At 62.1% G+C, this 21,002-nt stretch carries 18 protein-coding genes; 11 read left to right on the top strand and 7 right to left on the bottom strand.

Going from position 1 to position 21,002, the window contains the following annotated elements; all coding sequences use genetic code 11:
* Window positions 1-44: 44 nt before the first annotated feature.
* A complete protein-coding gene (locus J3P88_RS14925) occupies window positions 45-1,139 on the top strand; it encodes an alkene reductase (protein WP_434576174.1) in 1,095 nt (364 codons plus the stop codon).
* Window positions 1,140-2,026: 887 nt separating this feature from the next.
* Here J3P88_RS14925 and J3P88_RS14920 read toward each other — a convergent pair.
* Window positions 2,027-3,079, bottom strand: a complete 1,053-nt coding sequence (locus tag J3P88_RS14920) for a LacI family DNA-binding transcriptional regulator (RefSeq protein WP_434576172.1) — start codon at window positions 3,077-3,079, stop codon at window positions 2,027-2,029.
* Window positions 3,080-3,206: 127 nt separating this feature from the next.
* Here J3P88_RS14920 and J3P88_RS14915 point away from each other — a divergent pair, with 127 nt between their 5' ends.
* The 3 genes from J3P88_RS14915 (at window position 3,207) to J3P88_RS14905 (ending at window position 6,373) form a co-directional block, all read left to right on the top strand.
* On the top strand, window positions 3,207-4,130 hold the full coding sequence (locus J3P88_RS14915; protein ID WP_434576170.1) for a TIM barrel protein: 924 nt from the start codon (window positions 3,207-3,209) through the stop codon (window positions 4,128-4,130).
* Window positions 4,131-4,148: 18 nt separating this feature from the next.
* Entirely contained in the window at window positions 4,149-5,318 is a 1,170-nt protein-coding gene (locus J3P88_RS14910) for a Gfo/Idh/MocA family protein (RefSeq protein ID WP_434576168.1), read from the top strand.
* A gap of 152 nt (window positions 5,319-5,470) precedes the next feature.
* Complete coding sequence (locus J3P88_RS14905) at window positions 5,471-6,373, top strand: sugar phosphate isomerase/epimerase family protein (protein ID WP_434576166.1); 903 nt, start codon at window positions 5,471-5,473, stop codon at window positions 6,371-6,373.
* A gap of 4 nt (window positions 6,374-6,377) precedes the next feature.
* Here J3P88_RS14905 and J3P88_RS14900 read toward each other — a convergent pair whose 3' ends face one another.
* Window positions 6,378-6,836, bottom strand: a complete 459-nt coding sequence (locus tag J3P88_RS14900; protein ID WP_434576164.1) for a metallophosphoesterase family protein — start codon at window positions 6,834-6,836, stop codon at window positions 6,378-6,380.
* 127 nt (window positions 6,837-6,963) lie between these two features.
* Here J3P88_RS14900 and J3P88_RS14895 point away from each other — a divergent pair, with 127 nt between their 5' ends.
* The 3 genes from J3P88_RS14895 to J3P88_RS14885 all read left to right on the top strand — a co-directional run bounded on the left by J3P88_RS14895 (window position 6,964) and on the right by J3P88_RS14885 (window position 12,709).
* Window positions 6,964-8,532, top strand: a complete 1,569-nt coding sequence (locus J3P88_RS14895) for a sensor domain-containing diguanylate cyclase (protein ID WP_434576162.1) — start codon at window positions 6,964-6,966, stop codon at window positions 8,530-8,532.
* A 118-nt stretch (window positions 8,533-8,650) separates the two neighbouring features.
* Window positions 8,651-10,651 (top strand): peptidase U32 family protein, encoded by a 2,001-nt coding sequence (locus tag J3P88_RS14890; RefSeq protein ID WP_434576160.1) that lies wholly within the window; start codon window positions 8,651-8,653, stop codon window positions 10,649-10,651.
* Window positions 10,652-10,969: 318 nt separating this feature from the next.
* Entirely contained in the window at window positions 10,970-12,709 is a 1,740-nt protein-coding gene (locus J3P88_RS14885) for a dipeptidase (RefSeq protein WP_434576158.1), read from the top strand.
* A gap of 158 nt (window positions 12,710-12,867) precedes the next feature.
* On the opposite strand, the gene J3P88_RS14880 is transcribed toward J3P88_RS14885, so the two are convergent.
* Window positions 12,868-13,095 carry a DUF3079 domain-containing protein gene (locus tag J3P88_RS14880; protein WP_186705795.1) on the bottom strand — a complete coding sequence of 76 codons (228 nt, stop codon included), beginning with the start codon at window positions 13,093-13,095 and terminating at the stop codon, window positions 12,868-12,870.
* Window positions 13,096-13,299: 204 nt separating this feature from the next.
* On the opposite strand from J3P88_RS14880, the gene J3P88_RS14875 reads away from it, so the two are divergent.
* From J3P88_RS14875 to J3P88_RS14860, 4 genes are read left to right on the top strand one after another with little or no spacing between them, the layout of a single operon-like run.
* Window positions 13,300-13,830, top strand: coding sequence for an iron transporter (locus J3P88_RS14875; protein WP_434576156.1), 531 nt, complete (start codon window positions 13,300-13,302; stop codon window positions 13,828-13,830).
* Between the two features lie 2 nt (window positions 13,831-13,832).
* On the top strand, window positions 13,833-14,177 hold the full coding sequence (locus J3P88_RS14870) for a cupredoxin domain-containing protein (RefSeq protein WP_434576154.1): 345 nt from the start codon (window positions 13,833-13,835) through the stop codon (window positions 14,175-14,177).
* Window positions 14,178-14,199: 22 nt separating this feature from the next.
* The gene (locus J3P88_RS14865; RefSeq protein WP_434576152.1) at window positions 14,200-15,054 is read left to right on the top strand and encodes an FTR1 family iron permease; all 855 of its coding nucleotides are present in this window, start codon (window positions 14,200-14,202) and stop codon (window positions 15,052-15,054) included.
* Entirely contained in the window at window positions 15,042-16,409 is a 1,368-nt protein-coding gene (locus J3P88_RS14860) for a 4Fe-4S binding protein (RefSeq protein WP_434576150.1), read from the top strand. The genes J3P88_RS14865 and J3P88_RS14860 overlap by 13 nt, the downstream gene beginning before the upstream one ends.
* Before the next feature lie 256 nt (window positions 16,410-16,665).
* Here J3P88_RS14860 and J3P88_RS14855 read toward each other — a convergent pair whose 3' ends face one another.
* From J3P88_RS14855 to moaA, 4 genes are all read right to left on the bottom strand, one after another.
* Window positions 16,666-17,361 (bottom strand): anaerobic ribonucleoside-triphosphate reductase activating protein, encoded by a 696-nt coding sequence (locus J3P88_RS14855; protein WP_225917587.1) that lies wholly within the window; start codon window positions 17,359-17,361, stop codon window positions 16,666-16,668.
* Window positions 17,358-17,519 (bottom strand): anaerobic ribonucleoside-triphosphate reductase, encoded by a 162-nt coding sequence (gene nrdD / locus J3P88_RS14850; protein ID WP_030137643.1) that lies wholly within the window; start codon window positions 17,517-17,519, stop codon window positions 17,358-17,360. The genes J3P88_RS14855 and nrdD overlap by 4 nt, the downstream gene beginning before the upstream one ends.
* A gap of 31 nt (window positions 17,520-17,550) precedes the next feature.
* Window positions 17,551-19,566 carry a ribonucleoside triphosphate reductase gene (locus J3P88_RS14845; protein WP_434576147.1) on the bottom strand — a complete coding sequence of 672 codons (2,016 nt, stop codon included), beginning with the start codon at window positions 19,564-19,566 and terminating at the stop codon, window positions 17,551-17,553.
* Window positions 19,567-19,999: 433 nt separating this feature from the next.
* Window positions 20,000-20,992 carry a GTP 3',8-cyclase MoaA gene (gene moaA / locus J3P88_RS14840; RefSeq protein WP_186705789.1) on the bottom strand — a complete coding sequence of 331 codons (993 nt, stop codon included), beginning with the start codon at window positions 20,990-20,992 and terminating at the stop codon, window positions 20,000-20,002.
* Between the last annotated feature and the right edge of the window lie 10 nt (window positions 20,993-21,002).

The raw sequence follows: 21,002 nt of genomic DNA, 5'->3' as shown, positions 1-21,002 counted from the left end.
TCGACTCAATCCCTCATTCATACCCGATCCCTTAGAGGTGAATCATGACTGACATCGGTCTCGATCTTCTGTTGTCCCGTACTCAAGTCGGCAAGCTGCCCCTGAAAAACCGCATGGTCATGGCGCCGATGACCCGCAGCCGTGCAGGCGCTGGCGATGCCGCCACGCCCTTGATGGCCGAGTACTACAGCCAACGGGCTAGCGCCGGCCTGATCATCAGCGAAGGCTCCCAGGTGTCGGCCCAGGGCAAGGGTTACCTGAGAACGCCGGGGATCTTTACCCCTGAGCAGATCACCGGCTGGAAACAGGTGACCGATGCGGTCCATGCCGAGGGTGGGCAGATCTTTTTGCAGCTCTGGCATGTGGGCCGTCTTTCCCATCCTTTGGTGCAAGTCAACGGCGCCCAACCCGTCGCCCCCTCGGCGATCAAGGCCGATGGCGAGATCTATACCCCCGAAGGCCCCAAGCCCTACGAACTGCCACGGGCGCTGGAACTCGATGAAATCCACGGCGTGGTCGCCGACTTCCGCCAGGCCGCCGTCAACGCGAAGCTGGCCGGTTTCGACGGCGTGGAGATCCACGGCGCCAATGGCTATTTGATCGATCAGTTCCTGCGTGACGGCACCAACCAACGCACCGATGCCTACGGCGGTTCGGTCGAGCATCGCGCCCGTTTCCTCAAGGAAGTGGTCGAGTCGGTGATCGAAGTCTTCGGCGCCAGCCGTGTCGGCGTACGCCTGTCGCCGATCTTCAGTTACTTCTCGATGAGCGACAGCAACCCGCAAGCAACATTTGACTACACGGCCAGGATGCTCAGCCGCTATGGCCTCGCCTACCTTCACATCGTGGAATTGGGCGAAGGCTCGTTCGACTTCCTGGAACTCAAGCGTCGCTTCGGCGGGACGTACATTGCCAATGGCGGCTACAGCGCCGAACGCGCCGCCACGGCCATCAGCCGTGGCGAAGCGGACCTGGTGGCGTTCGGCACGCCGTTCCTGGCGAACCCGGACCTGGTGGAACGGTTCAAACAGGGCCAGGCGCTGAACACTCCTGACGCCTCGACGTTCTATCAGGGCGACGAGCGTGGTTATACGGACTATCCGACTTTGGCCGGGGCTCAAGCAGGCCAAGAGGCGTAATGCCCGAGACCTGTGGGAGCGAGCTTGCTCGCGAAAGCGGATTGTCAGTCAAGGATGATGTTGAATCTGATATTGCCTTCGCGAGCAAGCTCGCTCCCACAAGAGCTCCGGTTGACCGCAGAATTTACATTCACCACCAACCCCTGTGGGAGCGGGCTTGCTCGCGAAAGCGGATTGTCAGTCAAGGATGATGTTGAATCTGATATTGTCTTCGCGAGCAAGCCCGCTCCCACAAGATCTCCGGTTGACCGCAGAATTTACATTCACCACCAACCCCTGTGGGAGCGGGCTTGCTCGCGAAAGCGGATTGTCAGTCAAGGATGATGTTGAATCTGATATTGCCTTCGCGAGCAAGCCCGCTCCCACAAGATCTCCGGTTGACCGCAAGACCTGCATTCACCGCCAACCCCTGTGGGAGCGAGCTTGCTCGCGAAAGCGGGATGTCAGTCAACAATGATGTTGAATTTGATATTGCCTTCGCGAGCTCGCTCCCACAAGATCTCCGGTTGATCGCAAGACCTGCATTCACCACCCATCCCCTGTGGGAGCGGGCTTGCTCGCGAAAGCGGAATGTCAGCCAACAACTATGTTGAATTTTGAATTGCCTTCGCGAGCAGGCTCGCTCCCACAAGATCTCCGGTTGACCGCAAGATCTGCATTCACCATCAGTTCCCTGTGCGAGCCTGCTCGCGATAGCGGATTGTCAGTCAATGATGATGTTGAATTTGGAATTGCCTTCGCGAGCAGGCTCGCTCCCACACTGTTGCCGGTTGACCGCAGAATTCACATTCACCATCAACTCCCTGTGGGAGTGAGCCTGCTCGCGAAAGCGGGATGTCAGTCAACAATGATGTTGAGATAGCGGTGGCTCAGAATGCAGCGGGAACTCAAGTGCTTTCCGACACATCAATCTGAAGCGGCACCACCCGTCTCGGCGCCGAGCCTGGTGGCGTGGCTGTCGCCGCCTCGACCAGTGCTTCTACCGCCTGTTCGGCCATGGTCACGACAGGATGAGACAGCACCGCCTGAACCAACCCCGTCTTCAACGCCTCGCGTGTCAACGGCGTCAGGTCGTGGCACACCACCACGGGCAGGCGAAGCTGCTGCGCCTGGAGGCTGCGCAAGGCACGCAACACGCCGGCGATGCCGCCACCGGCCACATACAGCCCGGCCAGGTCGGGCTCGGCTGTCAGCAAATCCAGCGTATTGCCATACGCGAATTCATCGTCCTCCAGGGTCAAGCGCGACGCGAGCAACTCCCATTCGCTGGAATGCTCGGCCAGGTAACTGCGAAAGCTCAGCTCACAGAGTTCCTGGCACTGGAAACGCTGGCTGCTGAGCATGACGGCCGCGGGGCCAGGTCGATTCGCCAAGCGGCTGATGAACCAGCCTGCCGTGCGACCGGTGAGTCGATTGTCCAACCCGACGTACCCCGTGCCGCTGGCGCTGGACAGCTCCGACAGCAACGCCACCACCGAAACGCCCGTCTCGCGCAATTTCGCAACCGCCTCCCGAACCCGTGGATGGTCCACTGCCACCACGCCCAGGCCGTCCACTTGATCACGCAGGGCCAGGATGCGTTGCGCGACGATGACCGGGTCGAGATCGTCCAGGTAACCAATGACCACGCGGATCCGTGCTCGCGTGCAGGTCGCGGCGGCGTTCGATAGCGCATGGGCGAGCCCCTGGTAAAAAGGCACGCCGCTTTTTTGCAACAAGAAGCCAAGCCGCAAGGTCGGGCGGTCGTTGAGCACCCGTTGTTCGATCACACCCTTGGCATGGAACCCCAACCGCGCGGCAGCCGCGGCGATGCGTTGGGCGGTATCGGCACGCACATCGGCGCGAAGGTTCAGCACCCGGTCGACGGTGGACAGGCTGACCCCCGCCTCCCGAGCGACATCGGCCATGGTGGGACGCAGTTTACGGCGGCGTTCTGACATGTTTTGACACCTCTGTTCGGCATCATGAGGGGTTTTGACAGATTAAGCCATCGCCCCATGGCCCCCTTTCCGACAACTCAATAGCATCAGGCCAAGCACATAAAAACAAACACAGCCGGAGTGCCCCATGACGATCCATATCTGCACCGCGCCCTGCTGCTGGGGCGTCGACGACGTCAAGAACCCTTTCCTGCCTCCGTGGCGGCGGGTGCTTGGGGATGCGGCCGAGGCCGGCTATCGCGGGATCGAGCTGGGGCCGTACGGTTACCTGCCGCTAGACGCCGAAACCGTCAGCCCCGCCTTGTTCGAACAGGGTCTGCAGGTGGTCGCCGGGACGATCTTCGACGACCTCGTCAGCCCCGCCAACCTGCCCGGACTGCTGCGCCAGACCCATGAAATCTGCACGCTGCTCAAACAACTGCCGCCCATGGAACAGCAAGCCGGCCAGCGCCATGCCGGGCCCTATCTGGTGATCATCGACTGGGGCCACGAAGTGCGCGACTACGCAGCCGGCCATTCGGACCGCGCCCCGCGCCTGGACGATGCACGCTGGAACGCAATGATGGCGCACATCCGCGCCATCGCCGACATCGCCTGGCATCAATACGGCATTCGCGCCGTCATCCATCCTCACGCGGGTGGATACATCGAGTTCGCCGACGAGTTGGCGCGCCTGGTGGACGACATACCCCATGAAGTCGCCGGGCTGTGCCTGGACACCGGGCATCTGTACTACGCCGGCATGGACCCGGTCGCGTCGCTGCGCACCTACGCCCATCGCCTGGATTACCTGCACTTCAAGGACATCGACCCTATGGTGTTCGATCAGGTCCTGAACGAACACCTCCGTTTTTTCGCCGCCTGCGCCTGGGGCGTGATGTGCCCTATCGGGCGCGGTGTCATCGATTACCCGGCGCTGCACAGCCTCGTGCATGAATTGGGTTATGTGGGCTGCATCACCGTCGAACAGGAACGCGACCCACGCAACGCCGGGAGCAGCCTCGACGACGTGGCCGCCAGTCGCGCCTACCTGGCCGGCATTGGTTTCTGATCACACAAGGACAACGACATGATCAACGGCAGCAAAACCCTCACGCGCCCCATCCGCTGGGCCATGGTCGGTGGCGGCGAACACAGCCAGATCGGCTACATCCATCGCTCGGCCGCCCTGCGCGACCGGAACTTCGAATTGGTCGCCGCGGCGTTGGATATCGATCCCACCCGGGGCCGAGTCTTTGGCCAGCAGTTGGGCATCGACCCCGAGCGCTGCTATCCGGATTATCTGAGTCTGTTCGAGCTGGAGGCGCAACGTTCCGATGGGATTGAAGCGGTGTCGATCGCCACGCCCAACGGCACCCACTACGCCATCACCCACGCCGCCCTGGAAGCCGGACTGCATGTGGTCTGCGAAAAACCGCTGTGCTTTACCCTCGAACAGGCCGAGGCCCTGCGCAGCCTGGCGCACGCCAAGGGGCGCATCGTTGGCTTGACCTACGGCTACGCCGGGCACCAGTTGATCGAACAGGCCCGGGCGATGATCGCGGCCCAGGAGCTGGGCGAGATCCGCATGGTGCACATGCAGTTCGCCCATGGTTTTCACAGCGCGCCGGTGGAGGCCGGGAACCAGGCGACCCAGTGGCGCGTCGACCCGCGCCAGGCCGGGCCCAGCTACGTACTGGGTGACGTCGGCACGCACCCGTTGTATTTGTCCAAGGTGATGCTGCCTGATCTGAAGATCAAACGCTTGATGTGCAGCCGGCAAAGCTTCGTCGCCAGCCGCGCGCCGTTGGAAGACAACGCCTACACCTTGATGGAATACGAAGACGGCGCCATGGGCATGGTCTGGTCCAGCGCGGTGAATGCCGGTTCGATGCACGGGCAGAAGATCCGCGTGATCGGCGCCCGTGCCAGCCTGGAATGGTGGGACGAGCGGCCCAACCAACTGAGCGTCGAGATCCAGGGCCAACCCGCGCAGATCCTGGAGCGCGGCATGGGCTACCTGCACCCCGACGCGCGGCAGGACGACCGCATCGGTGGCGGCCATCCCGAAGGGCTGTTCGAAGCCTGGTCCAACCTCTATCGCCGCTTCGCCCTGGCCATGGATGCAGCCAACCGCGGTGATGCCGAGACGCTGGCTGCCCTGCGCTACCCCGACATCAATGCGGGTGTGGAAGGTGTGCGCTGGGTCGAGCGCTGTGTGGAGTCCGCCAACAACGATGCCGCCTGGGTCGCGTATTGATCCCGGTAATTCAGTCAACGCAATACCCCTGTGGCGAGGGAGCTTGCTCCCGCTGGACTGCGCAGCAGTCCCAAAAAGGGGGCCGCTTCGCGCCCCAGCGGGAGCAAGCTCCCTCGCCACAGGTAATGAACGTTGCACAATGGAGAACAACAATGAAAATCGCCCTCGACCCCTACATGCATCGCCACCTGAGCCTGCCGGACCTGTGCCGCAAGACCGCCGAGCTCGGCTTCGAGTACTTGGAACTGTCGCCACGGGAGGACTTCCTGCCCTGGTGGGTACGCCCCCGCGCCCATAAGGAGCGCATCGCCGAGTTCAAGAAAGCCCTGCGCGACCACGACCTGCAATTGGCCTCGCTGCTGCCGATGTACCGCTGGGCCAGCCCCCATGAAGACGAACGCCGGGCAGCGGTGAACTACTGGAAGGAGGCGATCCAGGTCGCCGTGGACATGGGCTGCACGACGATGAATTCGGAGTTTGGCCGTGGGCCGTCGCCTGATCGTGGGCATAAAGTCAGTTGCTGCGGTGGCGTGCACAGCCACGAATCGAGCGAAGCGGCGTGGTGGCGTTCGATGGAGGAACTGGTGCCGATCCTGGAAAGCGAGGGGGTCACGCTGAACGTCGAGCCTCACCCGGAGGATTGGTGCGAAACCCTGCACCCGGCCCTCGACATGCTCAAGACCATTGGTTCGGACAACGTCAAGTTCCTGTACTGCACGCCGCACACCTTCTACTTCGGCGACGACATGCGAGCCATGATCGCCGAGGCCGGGTCGATGATCGCCCATGTCCACATCGCCGACACCTACAACCACAAGGCCTCGTCCGGCCTGCGCTACATCGTCAACCCCCCGGGCGCCAAGGTCACCGTCCACCAACACATGGACATGCACCAGGGCGAGATCGACTGGGACCTGTTTTTCAGCGAACTGGCCAAGACTGGCTTCGACGGCATCGTCACCGCATGCGTGTTCGGCTGGGAAGAACGGGCGGACGAATCCGGGCGTTTCATGCGCAAGGAAATACAGGCCTACGTGGACAAGTACTTCAGGTAGACCGTCACGGGAGCAATGGCACGATCCGCGGCTCGATCGCTTGTTCGCTCACCTCCAGCAGCGCCAGCGTCACCGGCAACTTGAACCGTCGCCGGCCGGCGCTGCCTGGGTTGAGATAGAGCCGCTCGCCACGCCACTCGATCAGCGGCTTATGGGAATGGCCGGTGATCACCAGCCGCACGCCCGGGTCGAGTGGCGCCGGCACGTCCGCGATGTCATGGACCAATAGGACCTGCCATCCCTCCAAGTCGAATTGCAGGCAATCGGCAAGGTGTCCCGCCCATTCGGCGTCCAGATCGTTGTTCCCACGCACCACCTGCAGCTCGCCAATGGAAGCCAAGGCATCGAGGATTTCCGGGCTGCCGATATCACCCGCATGAATGATCCGCTCACAGCCTTGCAGCGCCGCAAGCGCTTCAGGGCGCAGCAGGCCGTGGGTGTCCGAAATCACGCCAATTTTCACGAAACCTTTCTCCTCGATCGTGTGTCGCCGGTTATACCTGACTCGTCGCAGTTAGCTAACGTGCTGAAATCGAATAGGATAGGCTACGCCTGGAAAGGCGCAGACCCGTCGTGGAAAGGATATGTGAATGCTCGGACGCAAGCAGCCAGAGCCCAAGATCGAAAGCCCGGATGAAGCCTTCTCCCAGCAGGCTGTGCGGGCCGGAGCTGCATTTCGGCTGACGGTGAGTTTCATGCTGGTGGTCGTCATCGCCTTCCTGGCCGTCGAAGGCTGGCGAACCTGGCGCGATTACCGTGCCGCGTTTGCGTCTGCCCGGGACTCGGTGACGAACCTGGCACGGGCGACGGCCCAGCACGCCGAAGACACCATTCGACAAGTGGATGTGGTCACCGCCGCCCTCGCCGAACGGGTGGAGGGCGATGGCCTGCAGAACATGGACGTCCCGCGCATCCATAAGCTCTTGGTGCAACAGGCCGCGATCATGCCGCAATTGCACGGGCTATTTATCTACGGCCCGGACGGCCAATGGCTGGTGACGGACAAGAAAGTCATCCCGGAAATGGCGAACAACGCCGACCGTGACTACTTCCAATACCATCGCACCCATGAGGATCGAGGCGTGCGCATCGGTGACGTGGTCCAGAGCCGTTCCACCCACGACCTGATCATTCCTATTTCCCGCCGCCTGAACAACCCCGATGGCTCGTTTGCCGGCGTAATGCTGGGGACCGTGAAGGTCAGCTATTTCGTCGACTACTACGGCGACTTCAAAATCGATGGCAAAGGCGCGCTGGTCCTGGCCAAGCGCAGCGGAACGATCCTGGTCCGACGTCCCTTCCTCGCCTCGGTGATTGGCAAGAGCCTCGTCAACAGCGTGATCTTCAGGGAGCATTTACCCACCTCCAACCAAGGGGTTGCCGAAGCCAGGGCCGTCGTCGACGATACCGAGCGCCTGTATGGCTACCGGGCCTTGACCACGTATCCGCTGGTGGTGGAAACCGGCTTGTCCCGCGAGTCGATCATCGCGCCCTGGCGCCGGGACCTGCTCAAGACCGGCCTGGTGCTGATTTTCCTCATTGCGATCCTGGTGGGCTTCGGGCTCATCGTGTTGAGCCAGCTGCGCTACCGCATGACCATGGAAAAGCAGATTCGCAGTGCCCACCAGGCCATGCGCGACATGGCGCTGACCGACAGCCTGACCGGGCTGGGCAACCGCCGGCGGCTGGACATCGCCCTGGCCGATGAACTACGCCTGGCCAGGCGCCAGGGCTCATCCCTGGCCCTGATCATGCTGGATGTGGATTACTTCAAGCGTTTCAACGACCGGTACGGCCATGCCGCCGGCGACGATTGCCTGCGGGCGATTGCGGACGCGATCGGGCAGACCATCAAGCGGCCGGGCGACCTCGCGGTGCGCTACGGCGGTGAAGAGTTCACCGTGTTGTTGCCCAACACCGACAGTGCCGGGGCGGCCAAGGTCGCGCAGCAAATCCTCGAAGCCGTCAGGGCCTTGAACATTGAACATGGCGATCATCCCCTGGGCATCGTGACCATCAGCGCCGGCATCACCACCAGCCAGCCGAGCGACGAGGATGCAACCCCGGCGGTGCTGATCAAGGCCGCGGACGCCTTCTTGTACCTGGCGAAAAACACCGGGCGAAACCGTTGGTGCAGCGCTGGCACGACGTCGGGGTGAACGCCGCGAGAGCGCCGCGCATCGGTCAGAATCGTGCAAACCCAAGTCCACAGGTGCCGGCGAGGCGCCTGGCGGCTACAATGCGCGCTTCGACCGTGACCAGCCTGACTAAAAACAAATGTCCTTGCCCAAACATCATCTGGAATTGCTCAGCCCCGCCCGCGACGTGACCATCGCCCGCGAGGCCATCCTGCATGGCGCCGACGCCGTGTACATCGGTGGCCCGAGTTTCGGCGCACGTCACAACGCCTGCAACGAGGTGGGCGATATCGCCCGGCTGGTGGAATTCGCCCACCGCTACCACGCCCGTGTGTTCACGACCATCAACACCATCCTGCACGACAACGAACTGGAGCCGGCCCGCCAGCTGATCCACCAGTTGTACGATGCCGGCGTCGACGCGTTGATCGTCCAGGACCTGGGGGTGATGGAGCTGGATATCCCGCCCATCGAGCTGCACGCCAGCACCCAGACCGACATCCGCACCCTGGCCCGGGCCAAGTTCCTCGACCAGGCCGGTTTCTCGCAACTGGTCCTGGCCCGTGAGCTGAACCTGCAGGAGATCCGCGCCATCGCCGACGAGACCGATGCGGCCATCGAGTTCTTCATCCACGGCGCGTTGTGCGTGGCCTTTTCCGGCCAGTGCAACATCTCCCACGCCCAGAACGGCCGCAGCGCCAACCGTGGCGACTGCTCCCAGGCCTGTCGCCTGCCCTACACCTTGAAGGACGACCAGGGCCGGGTGGTCGCCTATGAAAAACACCTGCTGTCGATGAAAGACAACAACCAGAGCGCCAACATCCGCGCCCTGGTCGAAGCCGGCGTGCGTTCGTTCAAGATCGAAGGGCGCTACAAGGACATGGGCTATGTGAAGAACATCACCGCCTATTACCGCCAGCGCCTGGACGATGTCCTTGAAGACCGCCCGGACCTGGCCCGTGCGTCCAGCGGCCGCACCGCACACTTCTTCGTTCCCGACCCGGACAAGACCTTCCACCGTGGCAGCACCGACTATTTCGTCAGCGAGCGCAAGATCGACATCGGCGCCTTCGACTCGCCGACCTTCACCGGCGTGCCGGTGGGCGTGGTGGAAAAAGTCGGCAAGCGCGACTTGCAAGTGGTGACCTTCGATCCACTGTCCAACGGCGACGGCCTCAACGTGCTGGTCAAGCGCGAAGTCGTCGGTTTCCGCGCCAACATCGCCGAGCCCAAGGGTGAGTTCGAAGAGGATGGCCAGAAGCGTTACCGCTACCGCGTCGAACCCAACGAGATGCCAGCCGGTATGTACCAGTTGCGCCCCAACCATCCGTTGAGCCGCAACCTGGACCACAATTGGCAGCAAGCATTGCTCAAGACCTCTTCCGAGCGTCGGGTCGGCCTGGCCTGGGTGGCGTGCCTGCGTGAAGAACGCCTGGAACTGACCGCCACCAGCGAAGAAGGCATTAGCGCCAGTGTTGCCCTCGATGGGCCGTTCGGCCTGGCGAACAAGCCGGAACAGGCCCTGGAGCAACTGCACGACCTGCTCGGTCAACTGGGCACCACCGAATACCACGCCACCGCCATCGAGCTGGATGCGCCCCAGGCGTTCTTCATCCCCAACTCGCAGCTCAAGGCGTTGCGCCGCGAAGCCATCGAAGCCCTGACCGCCGCCCGCATCAAGGCCCACCCACGCGGTGGCCGCAAGGCCGAGACCAGCCCGCCACCGGTGTACCCGGAGTCGCACCTGTCGTTCCTGGCCAACGTCTACAACCAGAAGGCCCGGGACTTCTACCATCGCCACGGGGTCAAGCTGATCGACGCGGCCTTCGAGGCCCACGAGGAAACCGGTGAAGTGCCGGTGATGATCACCAAGCACTGCCTGCGCTTCTCGTTCAACCTGTGCCCCAAGCAGGCCAAGGGCGTCACCGGCGTGCGCACCAAGGTCGCGCCGATGCAGCTGATCCACGGTGATGAAGTGCTGACGCTGAAGTTCGACTGCAAACCTTGCGAGATGCACGTGGTCGGCAAGATCAAGGGCCACATCCTCGACCTGCCATTGCCCGGCAGCACGGCGCAGCCCGTGGTAGGCCATATCAGCCCGGAAGACCTGCTCAAGACGATCCCGCGCGCACCGCATTAAGCAATAGCACGCCCACATTGGGTTTCGGGCGTTCACAAAACATGCATCCACCACAGGTCCCTGTGGGAGCGGGCTTGCTCGCGAAGGCGGCATAACAGTCAACGATGATGTTGAATGTGCTGGCCTCTTCGCGAGCAAGCCCGCTCCCACACAGAGTATCGGTGCTTGGAATGGATGTTTCATTTCTACGTCGTTTTCGCTTTTCCGGGCGACAAATCGTGTTCAAGGGGCTCCCCCGCCGCGCGCTCATGGTGTTAGGTTGTAAGTGATTGTTTCCATCAAACGACACTTCTCCCCTGCAAAGGAATGCCTGCCACCATGAACTTCCCGTTCAAGCGTCTTGCCATTGCCACCCTCATACTGTCCAGCCTGCCGTCATTCGCGATGTCGGCCAGCGCCAACATCACCGCACAACAAAGCGCGGCCATCGTCAAAACCTTCTCCGACACCTCCGTCAAGGATTTCAGGCACTTCCTTGGAGAGGTCGCCAAGAGCGACCTGGCCAAAACCGCCGACCTCGGCCCGGCCATCAGCGCCTTCCAAGACAACAAGACGCTGACCGCTGAACAACAGAACGAAATCCACCGCTTGCTGGGCCTTTACGCTCGGGTGAAATACGGCGAAGCCGCCACCGAGACGCTGAAGGAACTGGTCGCCATCCCGACCTATCGCAAGGACGGCGTTGCCCAGCACGAGAACCCGGAATTCCTCAAGATCGCCGACGAGATCAAGCGCCTCGCCGAATCCTTCGACCTGAACTTCCGCAACATCGACAACCGCGTCTATGAGATTTCCCTAGAAGGCAGCGGCGATGAAGTCGTTGGCATCCACGCCCATGCCGACGTGGTCCCGGTCACGCCGGAGAACTGGGTGTTGAAAGACGGTACGCGCCTCGATCCGTTCAAGGTCATCCTGGTGGGTGATCGCATGTATGGCCGCGGTACCGAGGACGACAAGAACGGTATCGTCGTGACGCTCTACGCCATGAAAATCATCAAGGAAGAAAAACTGCCGCTGGCGCGCAACTTCAAGCTGCTGGTCGACACCACCGAAGAAACCACCGGCGACGCCATCCCCTATTATTTCGAACGCAACCCGACGCCCAATTACAACCTGGCGCTGGATGGCGGCTACCCCGTGGTGATCGCCGAGAAAGGCTACGGCACGGTCATGGCCAACTTCCCTCGCCGCGCGGCCCAGGGCAAGGGCGCCGAAATCATCGCGTTGACGGGGGGCATGGCGACCAACCAGATCCCGTCGACCTCGGTGGCGACCTTCGTGACCGACAAGCCCACAGATCTGGCAGCGAACCTGCTCAAGGCCGGCACCGAATTCGCCAAGGCCAATGGCGGCGACTTTGAGGTAAAAAGCGCAGTGGCCGACAACGCGGTCAAGCTGACCTTCACTGGCGTTTCGGCCCACTCCTCCGAGCCCGAATCAGGCGTCAACCCGGTCTCCAGAATGCTGGTGTTCATCAACGGTCTCGACGGCAAGGTCGCCCTCAAGCACAACCACATCACCGACGCCGCCCGCTACGCCGCCGACAACTGGGGGCTGGACTATCTGGGCAACAAGCTGGGGATTGGCTTCTCCGATGCATTCATGGGGCCGCTGACCGCGTCCCTGACCTACGTCGGCATGGATGAGCAGACCTTCAAGCTGGCGGTCAACCTGCGGGTGCCGGTGGGCAAGCCAACCGAAACGCTGAAGACTGAAATCAACGATAAGCTCTCCGCCTGGGCCAAGAAGTCCCAGGTCGCCGTAGCCTTCGACAACACTATCGACGCACCGATGTACCGAAATCCCGAAGGTGAATGGGTCAAGGCGCTACTGGCCGTCGCCACGGAGAACCTGGGCATGGAACACACGTTCGGCACTTCCGCCGGCGCCACCTCGGTCCATGACCTGCCCAACGGCGTGCAATTCGGCCTGGCGATGCCCAACGTCAAGTACACCGGGCACAACGACAATGAGTTCAAGACGGTGGAGCAGTTCCTGCTGGACTTGCAGATCGTGACCGAGATGATGGGGCGGATCGGGCAGTTGCCGAAGCTCTGATCGGCCCTGAGCGAGACGGTTATCAAGGCCTGTGGGTGATCATTGTGGCGAGGGAGCTTGCTCCCGCTCGGTTGCGCAGCGACCGCAAGTTTTTTGGGACTGCTGCGCAGTCCAGCGGGAGCAATCTCTGGCCACAGGTTTACCCTTATTCCTTCACCTTATTCCTTCAGGTGAGTAGCGCTTGGATCGATGACCTTCGCGGTAACGTCGACCAACTCCAGCCCCCAATCCCCATGCAGGTACCAGTCCTCGCCGATCATCTCGGCCGGGTGCATCGTGCGATCGGCACCGTTGCCGCAGGCCAGCGCACTGGTCGGACAGTAACGATCACACCCCCAGCAAATGCGCTCGGGATGCTTGGGACTGATGGGAAACGGCTTTGCCATGAGGCCCCCGCATAACCAATGGGTGTACCCGTACCCTACTCCGGCGGGCCACTGCCGCCCTTGATCCTGATCAAGAACAGCCGCACGGGAACGAACTGACGTTCACCGATCAAAAATTCACGCTGAAAATTGACAAGAATCATTATTATTCGCAGCGAAGCTTCCTAGACTCGGCGCCATCCTTTAGCCAACCAGGAAGTCATCATGCGTACCCTTGCTCCGTTGTCCCTCGCCCTGCTGTTGCTGCCAACATTAGCCCAGGCCAAGGAATACCCCATCGGCGAACCGCAACTGTGCCCGGGGCTGGAAGTCGGCGCGGTGTACCTGCAACCGATCGAAATGGCCCCCGCCGGGATGATGCGCGCCACGGCCGAGTCCGACGTGCACCTGGAAGCCGACATCCGCGCCACCGCGGACAACCAGCAAGGCTTCCAGGAAGGCAGTTTCGTGCCTTATCTGAACGTGTCGTTCCAACTGAAGAAACAAGGCAACGACACCGCGCTCAAGGGCGACTTCCACGCCATGGTCGCCAACGACGGGCCGCACTACGGCGACAACGTCAAGCTGCTCGGCCCTGGCAAATATCAATTGACCTTCACCGTCCTGCCACCGGGCGGCCACGCCTCCCTCGGTCGTCATACCGACAAGGAAACCGGCGTGGCGCCGTGGTTCGAACGCTGCGAACTGCACTACGAATTCGTCTACGCCGGGGTCGGTAAAAAAGGCGGGTACTGAACATGAACCACCGATCCTGGCTGTCCTGCCTAGCCTGGCTGACGCTGGTCGGTCTGCTGCTGCCATCCATCGCCCAGGCCGAACTGCCCACTTATGAATTGAGCATCCGCGACGGGCATTTTACGCCGCCGCAACTGGAAGTACCGGCCGGGCAACGTTTCAAGATCGTGTTGAAAAATGTCGGCCAGGGCCCGGCGGAGTTCGAAAGCACGCCATTGCGCGTCGAGAAAGTGCTCTCGCCCGGTGTTACGACGTTCGTGGTCATTCATCCGCTGCGCCCTGGGCACTACCCGTTTTTCGACGAATTCAATCCGCAACTGCCCGAGGGCGGGATTCTCGCCCGGTAATCGGCCAGCAGGAGGCGTTAGCATGACTCAATCGATGTTTATTGTCTGGCGCGAAAGCGTCGAGGCATTGTTGGTGATCGGGATTCTCCAGGCCTGGGTCAGCCAGCAGCAACAGGCCAGCCAACTGCGACGTTATGTATGGGCCGGCGCGGCGTTGGGCTTGCTGCTTTCCGGCGTGCTGGCCGGCCTGATCCTGCTCGCCGGCGAGGCCATGAGCGGTACCACCAGTGAATGGTTCCAGGCGGCGTTGGCCTTGGTCGCCAGCTTGCTGATCGTGCAGATGGTCGGCTGGATGCACCGAAACGCACGGACGCTCAAGCATGACCTGACACGCCACGCCGACCAGCGCCTGGGCCGCCAGGGTGGCCTGGGCCTGTTGGTCCTGGCCTTGCTCGCCGTCAGCCGCGAAGGCAGTGAAACCGTGGTCTTCCTGTATGGCGCCGGTGCGCGCCTGCAGGGGCCGCCATTGGGCTTGTTCGCCGTGGGCGCACTGGCCGGGCTGGTGTTGTCGCTGCTGACCGTCTCCCTGCTGCACAGCAGTCGCCGGTTCATCTCGTGGCCGCGTTTTTTTGCCATCAGCGAAACGATCCTGCTGCTGTTGGGCGCGGCACTGCTGGTCAGCGCCTTCGAGCGGGTCGGCGGGCAATTGCTGGCGATGGATTGGCCCGAGGCGGTGTATCGCGGCATTGGCGACGCGCTGTGGGACAGCAGTGCGCTCCTCGACGACGGCCACGGTTTGGGTGGGTTCCTGGCGGATTTCGCTGGGTATCGCGCCAGTCCGAGTGCGATGACGTTGCTGGTGTGGCTGGGCTATTGGGGAGTGGTCGCGGGTTGGTTGCGACCACGTAAGGCGGAAACCCTGCCATGCCCGACCTGAACCCCTGGCTCCAACGCCTGGGCGACGGCATGCGTCGCCATGGCTCGGCAATTCGTGCGGTGCAATGGGCGGTGGTGCTGTTCTACGCGGTGCTGTTGGTGGTGCCGGCCATGTTGCCATTGCCCAATAGCCAGGCGCGGCTGTTGGACAACCTGACGCTGCTGGCGCAGTTCCTGTTCTGGGGCATCTGGTGGCCGTTCGTGTTGCTGTCGATCGTGCTGTTCGGTCGCCTCTGGTGTGGCGTGTTGTGCCCGGAAGGCGCTTTGAGCGAATGGGCCAGCCAGTACGGCAAGGGCCTCGGGGTGCCGCGCGGGGTGCGCTGGGCTGGCTGGCCGACTTTGGCGTTCTGCCTGACCACGGTCTACGGCCAGTTGATCAGCGTGTACGACTATGCCCAGGCAGCGCTGTTGATCCTCGGCGGCTCGACCGTCGCCGCAGTGATCGTCGGCCTGTTGTTCGCCCGGGGCAAGCGGGTGTGGTGCCGTTACCTGTGCCCGGTCAGCGGTGTGTTTGCCCTGCTCGCTCGCCTGGCGCCGGTGCACTTTCAGGTGGATGAACAACGCTGGCTGGAAAACCCGCCGCCCCGGCGCCCGCCCCCCAACTGCGCACCGCTGCTGGACATCCGTCGCCTGCGCGGCGCAGCCGATTGCCACGCCTGTGGTCGTTGCAGCGGCCAGCGCGACGCGGTACGGCTGATTGCCCGCTCCAGCAACGCGGAAATTCTCCAGGCGACGGCCAACACACTTTCCCCCTGGGACGCTCGCCTGCTGCTGTTCGGTGTCATCGGCCTGGCCATGGGCGCGTTCCAGTGGACCGTCAGCCCTTGGTTCATCAACCTCAAGCAAAGCCTGGCCCAATGGCTGGTGAGTCACGATTGGCTCTGGGCACTCCAGGACAACGCGCCCTGGTGGTTGCTGACCCACTACCCGCACCTCAATGACAGTTTCAGTTGGCTCGACGGCTTTTGCATCGTCGCGTACCTGGGCCTGAGTGCGCTGCTGATGGGCACTTCGTTGCTGTTTCTCATGCGCCTGGCCGCATGGCTCTCAGGCGACACGACAAACTACCAGCCCCTGGCCCTCACCCTGACGCCCCTTGGCGGTGCCGGGTTGTTCCTCGGTTTGTCGGCAACCACGGTCAAGTTGTTGCGCTATGAAGGCCTGTTGCTGGAGTGGGTAACGCCGGCCCGGGCCGCGCTTTTAACGGCAGCGATCGCCTGGAGCCTGTGGCTGGGCTGGAAGCGCCTGCAGGCAAGCGTGGCATCGCCGATCCGACGCTTGCCCGCCATGGCCTGCCTGGTCCTGGCCAGCGGCTGGGTGGGGTATGGCTGGTGGTTGCAATTCTGGGGTTGGTGATCGAGGGATTGCGGGGGATCACAAAAGCCATCCCCACCACAATTCCCCTGTGGGAGCGGGCTTGCTCGCGAATGCGTCGGGTCAGCTACATATACATTGACTGACAAACCGCCTTCGCGAGCAAGCCCGCTCCCACAATGGTTTCGGGGTGATTGTTGAATTTGTATTCACCACAGATCCCTGTGGGAGCGAGCTTGCTCGCGAAGGGGGCGTGTCAGACGACATCCCTGCCAGCAGACCCACCGCTATCCACCACTCAACTGCGCAACACAAACGAAGGAAACAACTCGCGCATGGCCGCCCACAGCTCAGGCTGCAAGGCCTGCGCCGAGACGCTGGAAAGATGGGGATCAAGCATCCGGGCAGTGCGCACCAGTTGCACGGCAAAGCGGCTGACGCCACGCTCGTTCAGGCGCCGGGCCAGGGTCAGCAACCGTTCGGGGTCGAACAGATGCCAGTGCACCGTCGTGCGACATTCATAGTCCACGCCGCTGTCCAGCAAATGATCAAGACTGCGCCAGTTGGCGGCGCCGCTGCCTTCGACCCGAGTCACGTCCAGGGCGTCTTCGGGCAAGGCCTTGACGTCGAAGCCCACCCAATCGGCTTGCCCAACCACCTTGGCGAAGGCCGCCGGCTTGATGCCAGCGCTGTGCAGGCCGATGCGAAAACCCATCTGCCGCACTTCTTCCATGGCCGGCCCCAGGCCGTCCTGCAAGGTTGGCTCGCCGCCGCTGAACACCACGGCGTCGAGCAGATCCTGCCGGCGTTGCAGAAACGCCAACACCCGGCACCAATCCACCTCTTCGCTACCGCGCGGCGGGATCAGTTGCGGGTTATGGCAATAACGACAACGCCAGGCACACCCCTGGCAAAACAGCACGCAGGCCAGTTGGCCCGGGTAATCGAGGGTGGTCAGGGGCACCATGCCCCCGACCCGTAGCACTCGACTCATGGACGCCCGGCCGCGCGTTCGGTGAAGTGCACCCGCTCGCGGTGCTCGGACTGCTTGCCCGGGTTGAAGGCCGCCACCGGGCGGTGATAACCCATCACCCGGGTCCAGACTTCGCAACGTTGACGCTGTGCCTGTGGAATCGTTTGTACTGCGCTCATGGGTAAAGCTCCTAACGGTCGATGGATCGGATCAGTGAACGCTGCCTGCCGACTGCTGTTGCAGCAGCAAGGCCTCGTCGCATTTCGGGCAGAACTCGTGTTCGCCAGCCAAGTAGCCGTGCACCGGGCAGATGGAAAAGGTCGGCGTGATGGTCAGGTACGGCAGGCGGAAACGTCCCAGGGCCTTGCGCACCAGTTGCTTGCAGGCCTGGGTGGAGGAAATCTGCTCGGCCATGTACAGGTGCAACACGGTGCCGCCGGTGTATTTGCATTGCAGTTCGTCTTGCAGCTCCAGGGCTTCGAACGGATCCTCGGTGAAGCCCACCGGCAGTTGCGAGGAGTTGGTGTAGTACGGTGCGACCGAGCTGCCGGCCTGCAGAATATCCGGGTAACGCTTGAGGTCTTCCTTGGCGAAGCGGTACGTGGTGCCTTCGGCGGGCGTGGCCTCGAGGTTGTAGAGGTGGCCGGTTTCCTCTTGGAAACGCAGCAATGTGGCGCGCACGTGGTCCAGCAGTTTCAGGGCGAAGGCCCGGCCCTGTTCGGTGTGCAGGCCCTCCTGGTCATCGGTGAAATTGCGCAGCATTTCGTGAAGGCCATTCACGCCAATGGTGGAGAAGTGATTGCGCAACGTGCCCAGGTAGCGCTTGGTGTAGGGATACAAGCCAGCATCCATGTGATGCTGGATGACCTTGCGCTTGACCTCCAGGCTCTCTTTCGCCAGTTCCATCAGGGTATCGATGCGTTGCAGCAACCCACTGGTGTTGCCTTTGTACAGGTAGCCCAGGCGCGCGCAGTTGATCGTCACCACCCCCAGGGAGCCGGTCTGTTCCGCGGAGCCGAACAAGCCGCCACCGCGCTTGAGCAGCTCGCGCACGTCCAGTTGCAGGCGGCAGCACATCGAGCGCACCTGGTTGGGTTGCATGTCCGAATTGAGAAAGTTCTGGAAATACGGCAAGCCGTAGCGGGCGGTCATTTCGAACAGCCGGTCGGCGTTCTCGCTGTCCCACGGGAAGTCGTGAGTGATGTTGTAGGTTGGGATCGGGAAAGTGAAGACCCGGCCTTTCGCATCGCCGGCCTGCATCACCTCGATGTAGGCGCGGTTGATCAACTCCATTTCCGCTTGCAGGTCACCGTAGGCGAACGGCATTTCTTCGCCGCCGATGATCGGGATCTGCTCACGCAGGTCCTGGGGACAGACCCAGTCGAATGTCAGGTTGGTGAACGGGGTTTGCGTGCCCCAGCGCGACGGTACGTTGAGGTTGTAGATGAACTCCTGCAACGACTGGCGAATCTCGTCGTAGCTGAGCTGATCCTTGCGCACATAGGGCGCCAGGTAGGTATCGAACGAGCTGAACGCTTGGGCACCGGCCCATTCGTTTTGCAGGGTGCCGAGGAAATTCACCATCTGGCCCAGGGCACTGCTCAAGTGCTTGGGCGGCCCAGCCTCGACCCGCCCGGGCACGCCGTTGAGACCTTCGTGCAGCAAGGTGCGCAAGGACCAACCGGCACAGTAGCCGGCGAGCATGTCCAGGTCGTGGATATGCAGGTCTGCCTCGCGGTGCGCCTCGCCGATGGCCTGGCTGTAGACTTCGTCGAGCCAGTAGTTGGCGGTGACCTTGCCCGACACGTTGAGGATCAGCCCGCCCAGGGAATAACCCTGGTTGGCGTTGGCCTGCACGCGCCAGTCTTCACGATCCAGGTATTCGTTCATCGACGTGGCGACTTCCACCAGCGTACGGCGATCCCGACGCAGGCGTCCGTGCTGCTCGCGGTAGACGATGTAGGCGCGCATGGACAGGAAGTACCCGGCGTCCATCAGCACACGCTCGACCCGGTCCTGGATCTGCTCGACATTCAACCGAGTCTGCCCTTCCAACCGCGCCAATACCGCCTCAAGCAAGCCTTCGGCCTCGGCTTCGGCGTATTCGCCGGTAGCCTTGCCAGCGGCGATCAACGCCTGGCGGATCTTGTCCGCATCAAAGGCGACCACACTGCCATCGCGCTTGTGCAAGCGGTTACAGCCTACTGAGATCAACGTGCTCTGCATTTTGGCTCCAGACACTACATATAGGTTTTTTGAGATCTATGAACACAATATGCAGTGAAGAGTACGGACAAAACGCAGGGTTGCAATTGATCGGCATCAAGAATCGGGAGCGACTGCCATCAGCCTTGAAAGGTCATTTTATGGGCACCAAAAATCTCCTGTGTGCGAGCCTGCTCGCGATAGCGGTGGATCAGTTGACATCAATGTTGACTGGACCGCCGTCATCGCGAGCAAGCTCGCTCCCACATTGGTTTCGGAGTGACTGCAGGATCTGAATTCACCCAAAATCCCCCTGTGGGAGCGGGCTTGCTCGCGAAGAGGCCAGCACATTCAACATCCATGCAAGCTGACCCACCGCCTTCGCGAGCAAGCCCGCTCCCACAGGAGTTTCGGGGTAACTGTGGGATTTCTATTCATAACAGCCCCCCTTCTGCTAACCACCACTCATGTTCATGAACCGGACGATCTGTACTTCCCCGCCAGGGCTGAAGTCATGCTGCAAGGGCTTGCCCTTGAGTGCCTGTTTGATCGACTGAATGATCGGCTGATCGTCCAGCGGATAACGCCGCAGCAAGCCCCGCAGGTCGAGGGAGTCCTCTTGCCCCAGGCACAGCAGCAAGCGCCCTTCGACGGTCATGCGCACGCGATTGCAACTGGCGCAGAAGTTATGGGTGTTGGGCGAAATGAAACCGATGCGGGTCTGCGGATGATGCGCCAGGCGCACATAACGCGCCGGTCCGCCGCTGCTCTCGGCGCTGTCGAGCAGGCGATGATGGCGGGCGATCTCGGCCCGCACCTCATCGCTGGAACAGAACGACTCGCCCCGGGAACGCCCCACCTCGCCCAAGGGCATTTCCTCGATGAAGCTGATGTCGATGCGTTGATCGATGGCGTACTGCACCAACGCCGGGACTTCATCGAAGTTGCGCCCTTTCATGACCACGCAGTTGAGCTTGATCCGCTCGAACCCAGCGACCTTCGCCGCGTCGATGCCGGCCAGCACCCGGTCCAGATCGCCGTTACGGGTGATCGCCCGAAAACGCTCGCCGTCCAGGCTGTCGAGGCTGATGTTCATGCGCTTGACCCCAGCGTCCACCAGGGGCTGGGCCAATCGTCCCAGCTGCGAGCCATTGCTGGTCATCACCAGTTCCCGCAGGCCGGGCAATGCCGCGATGTCGCGACACAGCCCGACGATGCCCGGACGGATCAGCGGCTCGCCACCGGTCAGGCGGATTTTCTTTACCCCCAGGCCGACGAACAGCCGCGCCAGGCGCTGCAATTCCTCCAGGGTCAACACTTGCTGACGCGGCAGGAAGGTCATGTTTTTCGCCATGCAATACACACAGCGAAAATCACAACGATCGGTCACCGACATCCGCAAATAATCGATCTGGCGCCCAAACCCGTCCTGCAACACCGCGTTCATGTAAATCTCC

Source organism: Pseudomonas sp. Z3-6, from assembly GCF_051131985.1.
Classification (GTDB): Bacteria; Pseudomonadota; Gammaproteobacteria; order Pseudomonadales; family Pseudomonadaceae; genus Aquipseudomonas; species Aquipseudomonas zanjanensis.
Note: the sequence above shows the minus strand (reverse complement) of the source record. Positions and strands in the feature narration are given on the sequence as shown.

What these genes read in the sequence shown, in the direction of transcription:
- J3P88_RS14925 (WP_434576174.1), top strand. Translation starts at nt 45, where the DNA reads ATGACTGACATCGGTCTCGATCTTCTGTTGTCCCGTACTCAAGTCGGC.
- J3P88_RS14920 (WP_434576172.1), bottom strand. Translation starts at nt 3,079, where the DNA reads ATGTCAGAACGCCGCCGTAAACTGCGTCCCACCATGGCCGATGTCGCT.
- J3P88_RS14915 (WP_434576170.1), top strand. Translation starts at nt 3,207, where the DNA reads ATGACGATCCATATCTGCACCGCGCCCTGCTGCTGGGGCGTCGACGAC.
- J3P88_RS14910 (WP_434576168.1), top strand. Translation starts at nt 4,149, where the DNA reads ATGATCAACGGCAGCAAAACCCTCACGCGCCCCATCCGCTGGGCCATG.
- J3P88_RS14905 (WP_434576166.1), top strand. Translation starts at nt 5,471, where the DNA reads ATGAAAATCGCCCTCGACCCCTACATGCATCGCCACCTGAGCCTGCCG.
- J3P88_RS14895 (WP_434576162.1), top strand. Translation starts at nt 6,964, where the DNA reads ATGCTCGGACGCAAGCAGCCAGAGCCCAAGATCGAAAGCCCGGATGAA.
- J3P88_RS14890 (WP_434576160.1), top strand. Translation starts at nt 8,651, where the DNA reads ATGTCCTTGCCCAAACATCATCTGGAATTGCTCAGCCCCGCCCGCGAC.
- J3P88_RS14885 (WP_434576158.1), top strand. Translation starts at nt 10,970, where the DNA reads ATGAACTTCCCGTTCAAGCGTCTTGCCATTGCCACCCTCATACTGTCC.
- J3P88_RS14880 (WP_186705795.1), bottom strand. Translation starts at nt 13,095, where the DNA reads ATGGCAAAGCCGTTTCCCATCAGTCCCAAGCATCCCGAGCGCATTTGC.
- J3P88_RS14875 (WP_434576156.1), top strand. Translation starts at nt 13,300, where the DNA reads ATGCGTACCCTTGCTCCGTTGTCCCTCGCCCTGCTGTTGCTGCCAACA.
- J3P88_RS14870 (WP_434576154.1), top strand. Translation starts at nt 13,833, where the DNA reads ATGAACCACCGATCCTGGCTGTCCTGCCTAGCCTGGCTGACGCTGGTC.
- J3P88_RS14865 (WP_434576152.1), top strand. Translation starts at nt 14,200, where the DNA reads ATGACTCAATCGATGTTTATTGTCTGGCGCGAAAGCGTCGAGGCATTG.
- J3P88_RS14860 (WP_434576150.1), top strand. Translation starts at nt 15,042, where the DNA reads ATGCCCGACCTGAACCCCTGGCTCCAACGCCTGGGCGACGGCATGCGT.
- J3P88_RS14855 (WP_225917587.1), bottom strand. Translation starts at nt 17,361, where the DNA reads ATGAGTCGAGTGCTACGGGTCGGGGGCATGGTGCCCCTGACCACCCTC.
- nrdD (WP_030137643.1), bottom strand. Translation starts at nt 17,519, where the DNA reads ATGAGCGCAGTACAAACGATTCCACAGGCACAGCGTCAACGTTGCGAA.
- J3P88_RS14845 (WP_434576147.1), bottom strand. Translation starts at nt 19,566, where the DNA reads ATGCAGAGCACGTTGATCTCAGTAGGCTGTAACCGCTTGCACAAGCGC.
- moaA (WP_186705789.1), bottom strand. Translation starts at nt 20,992, where the DNA reads ATGAACGCGGTGTTGCAGGACGGGTTTGGGCGCCAGATCGATTATTTG.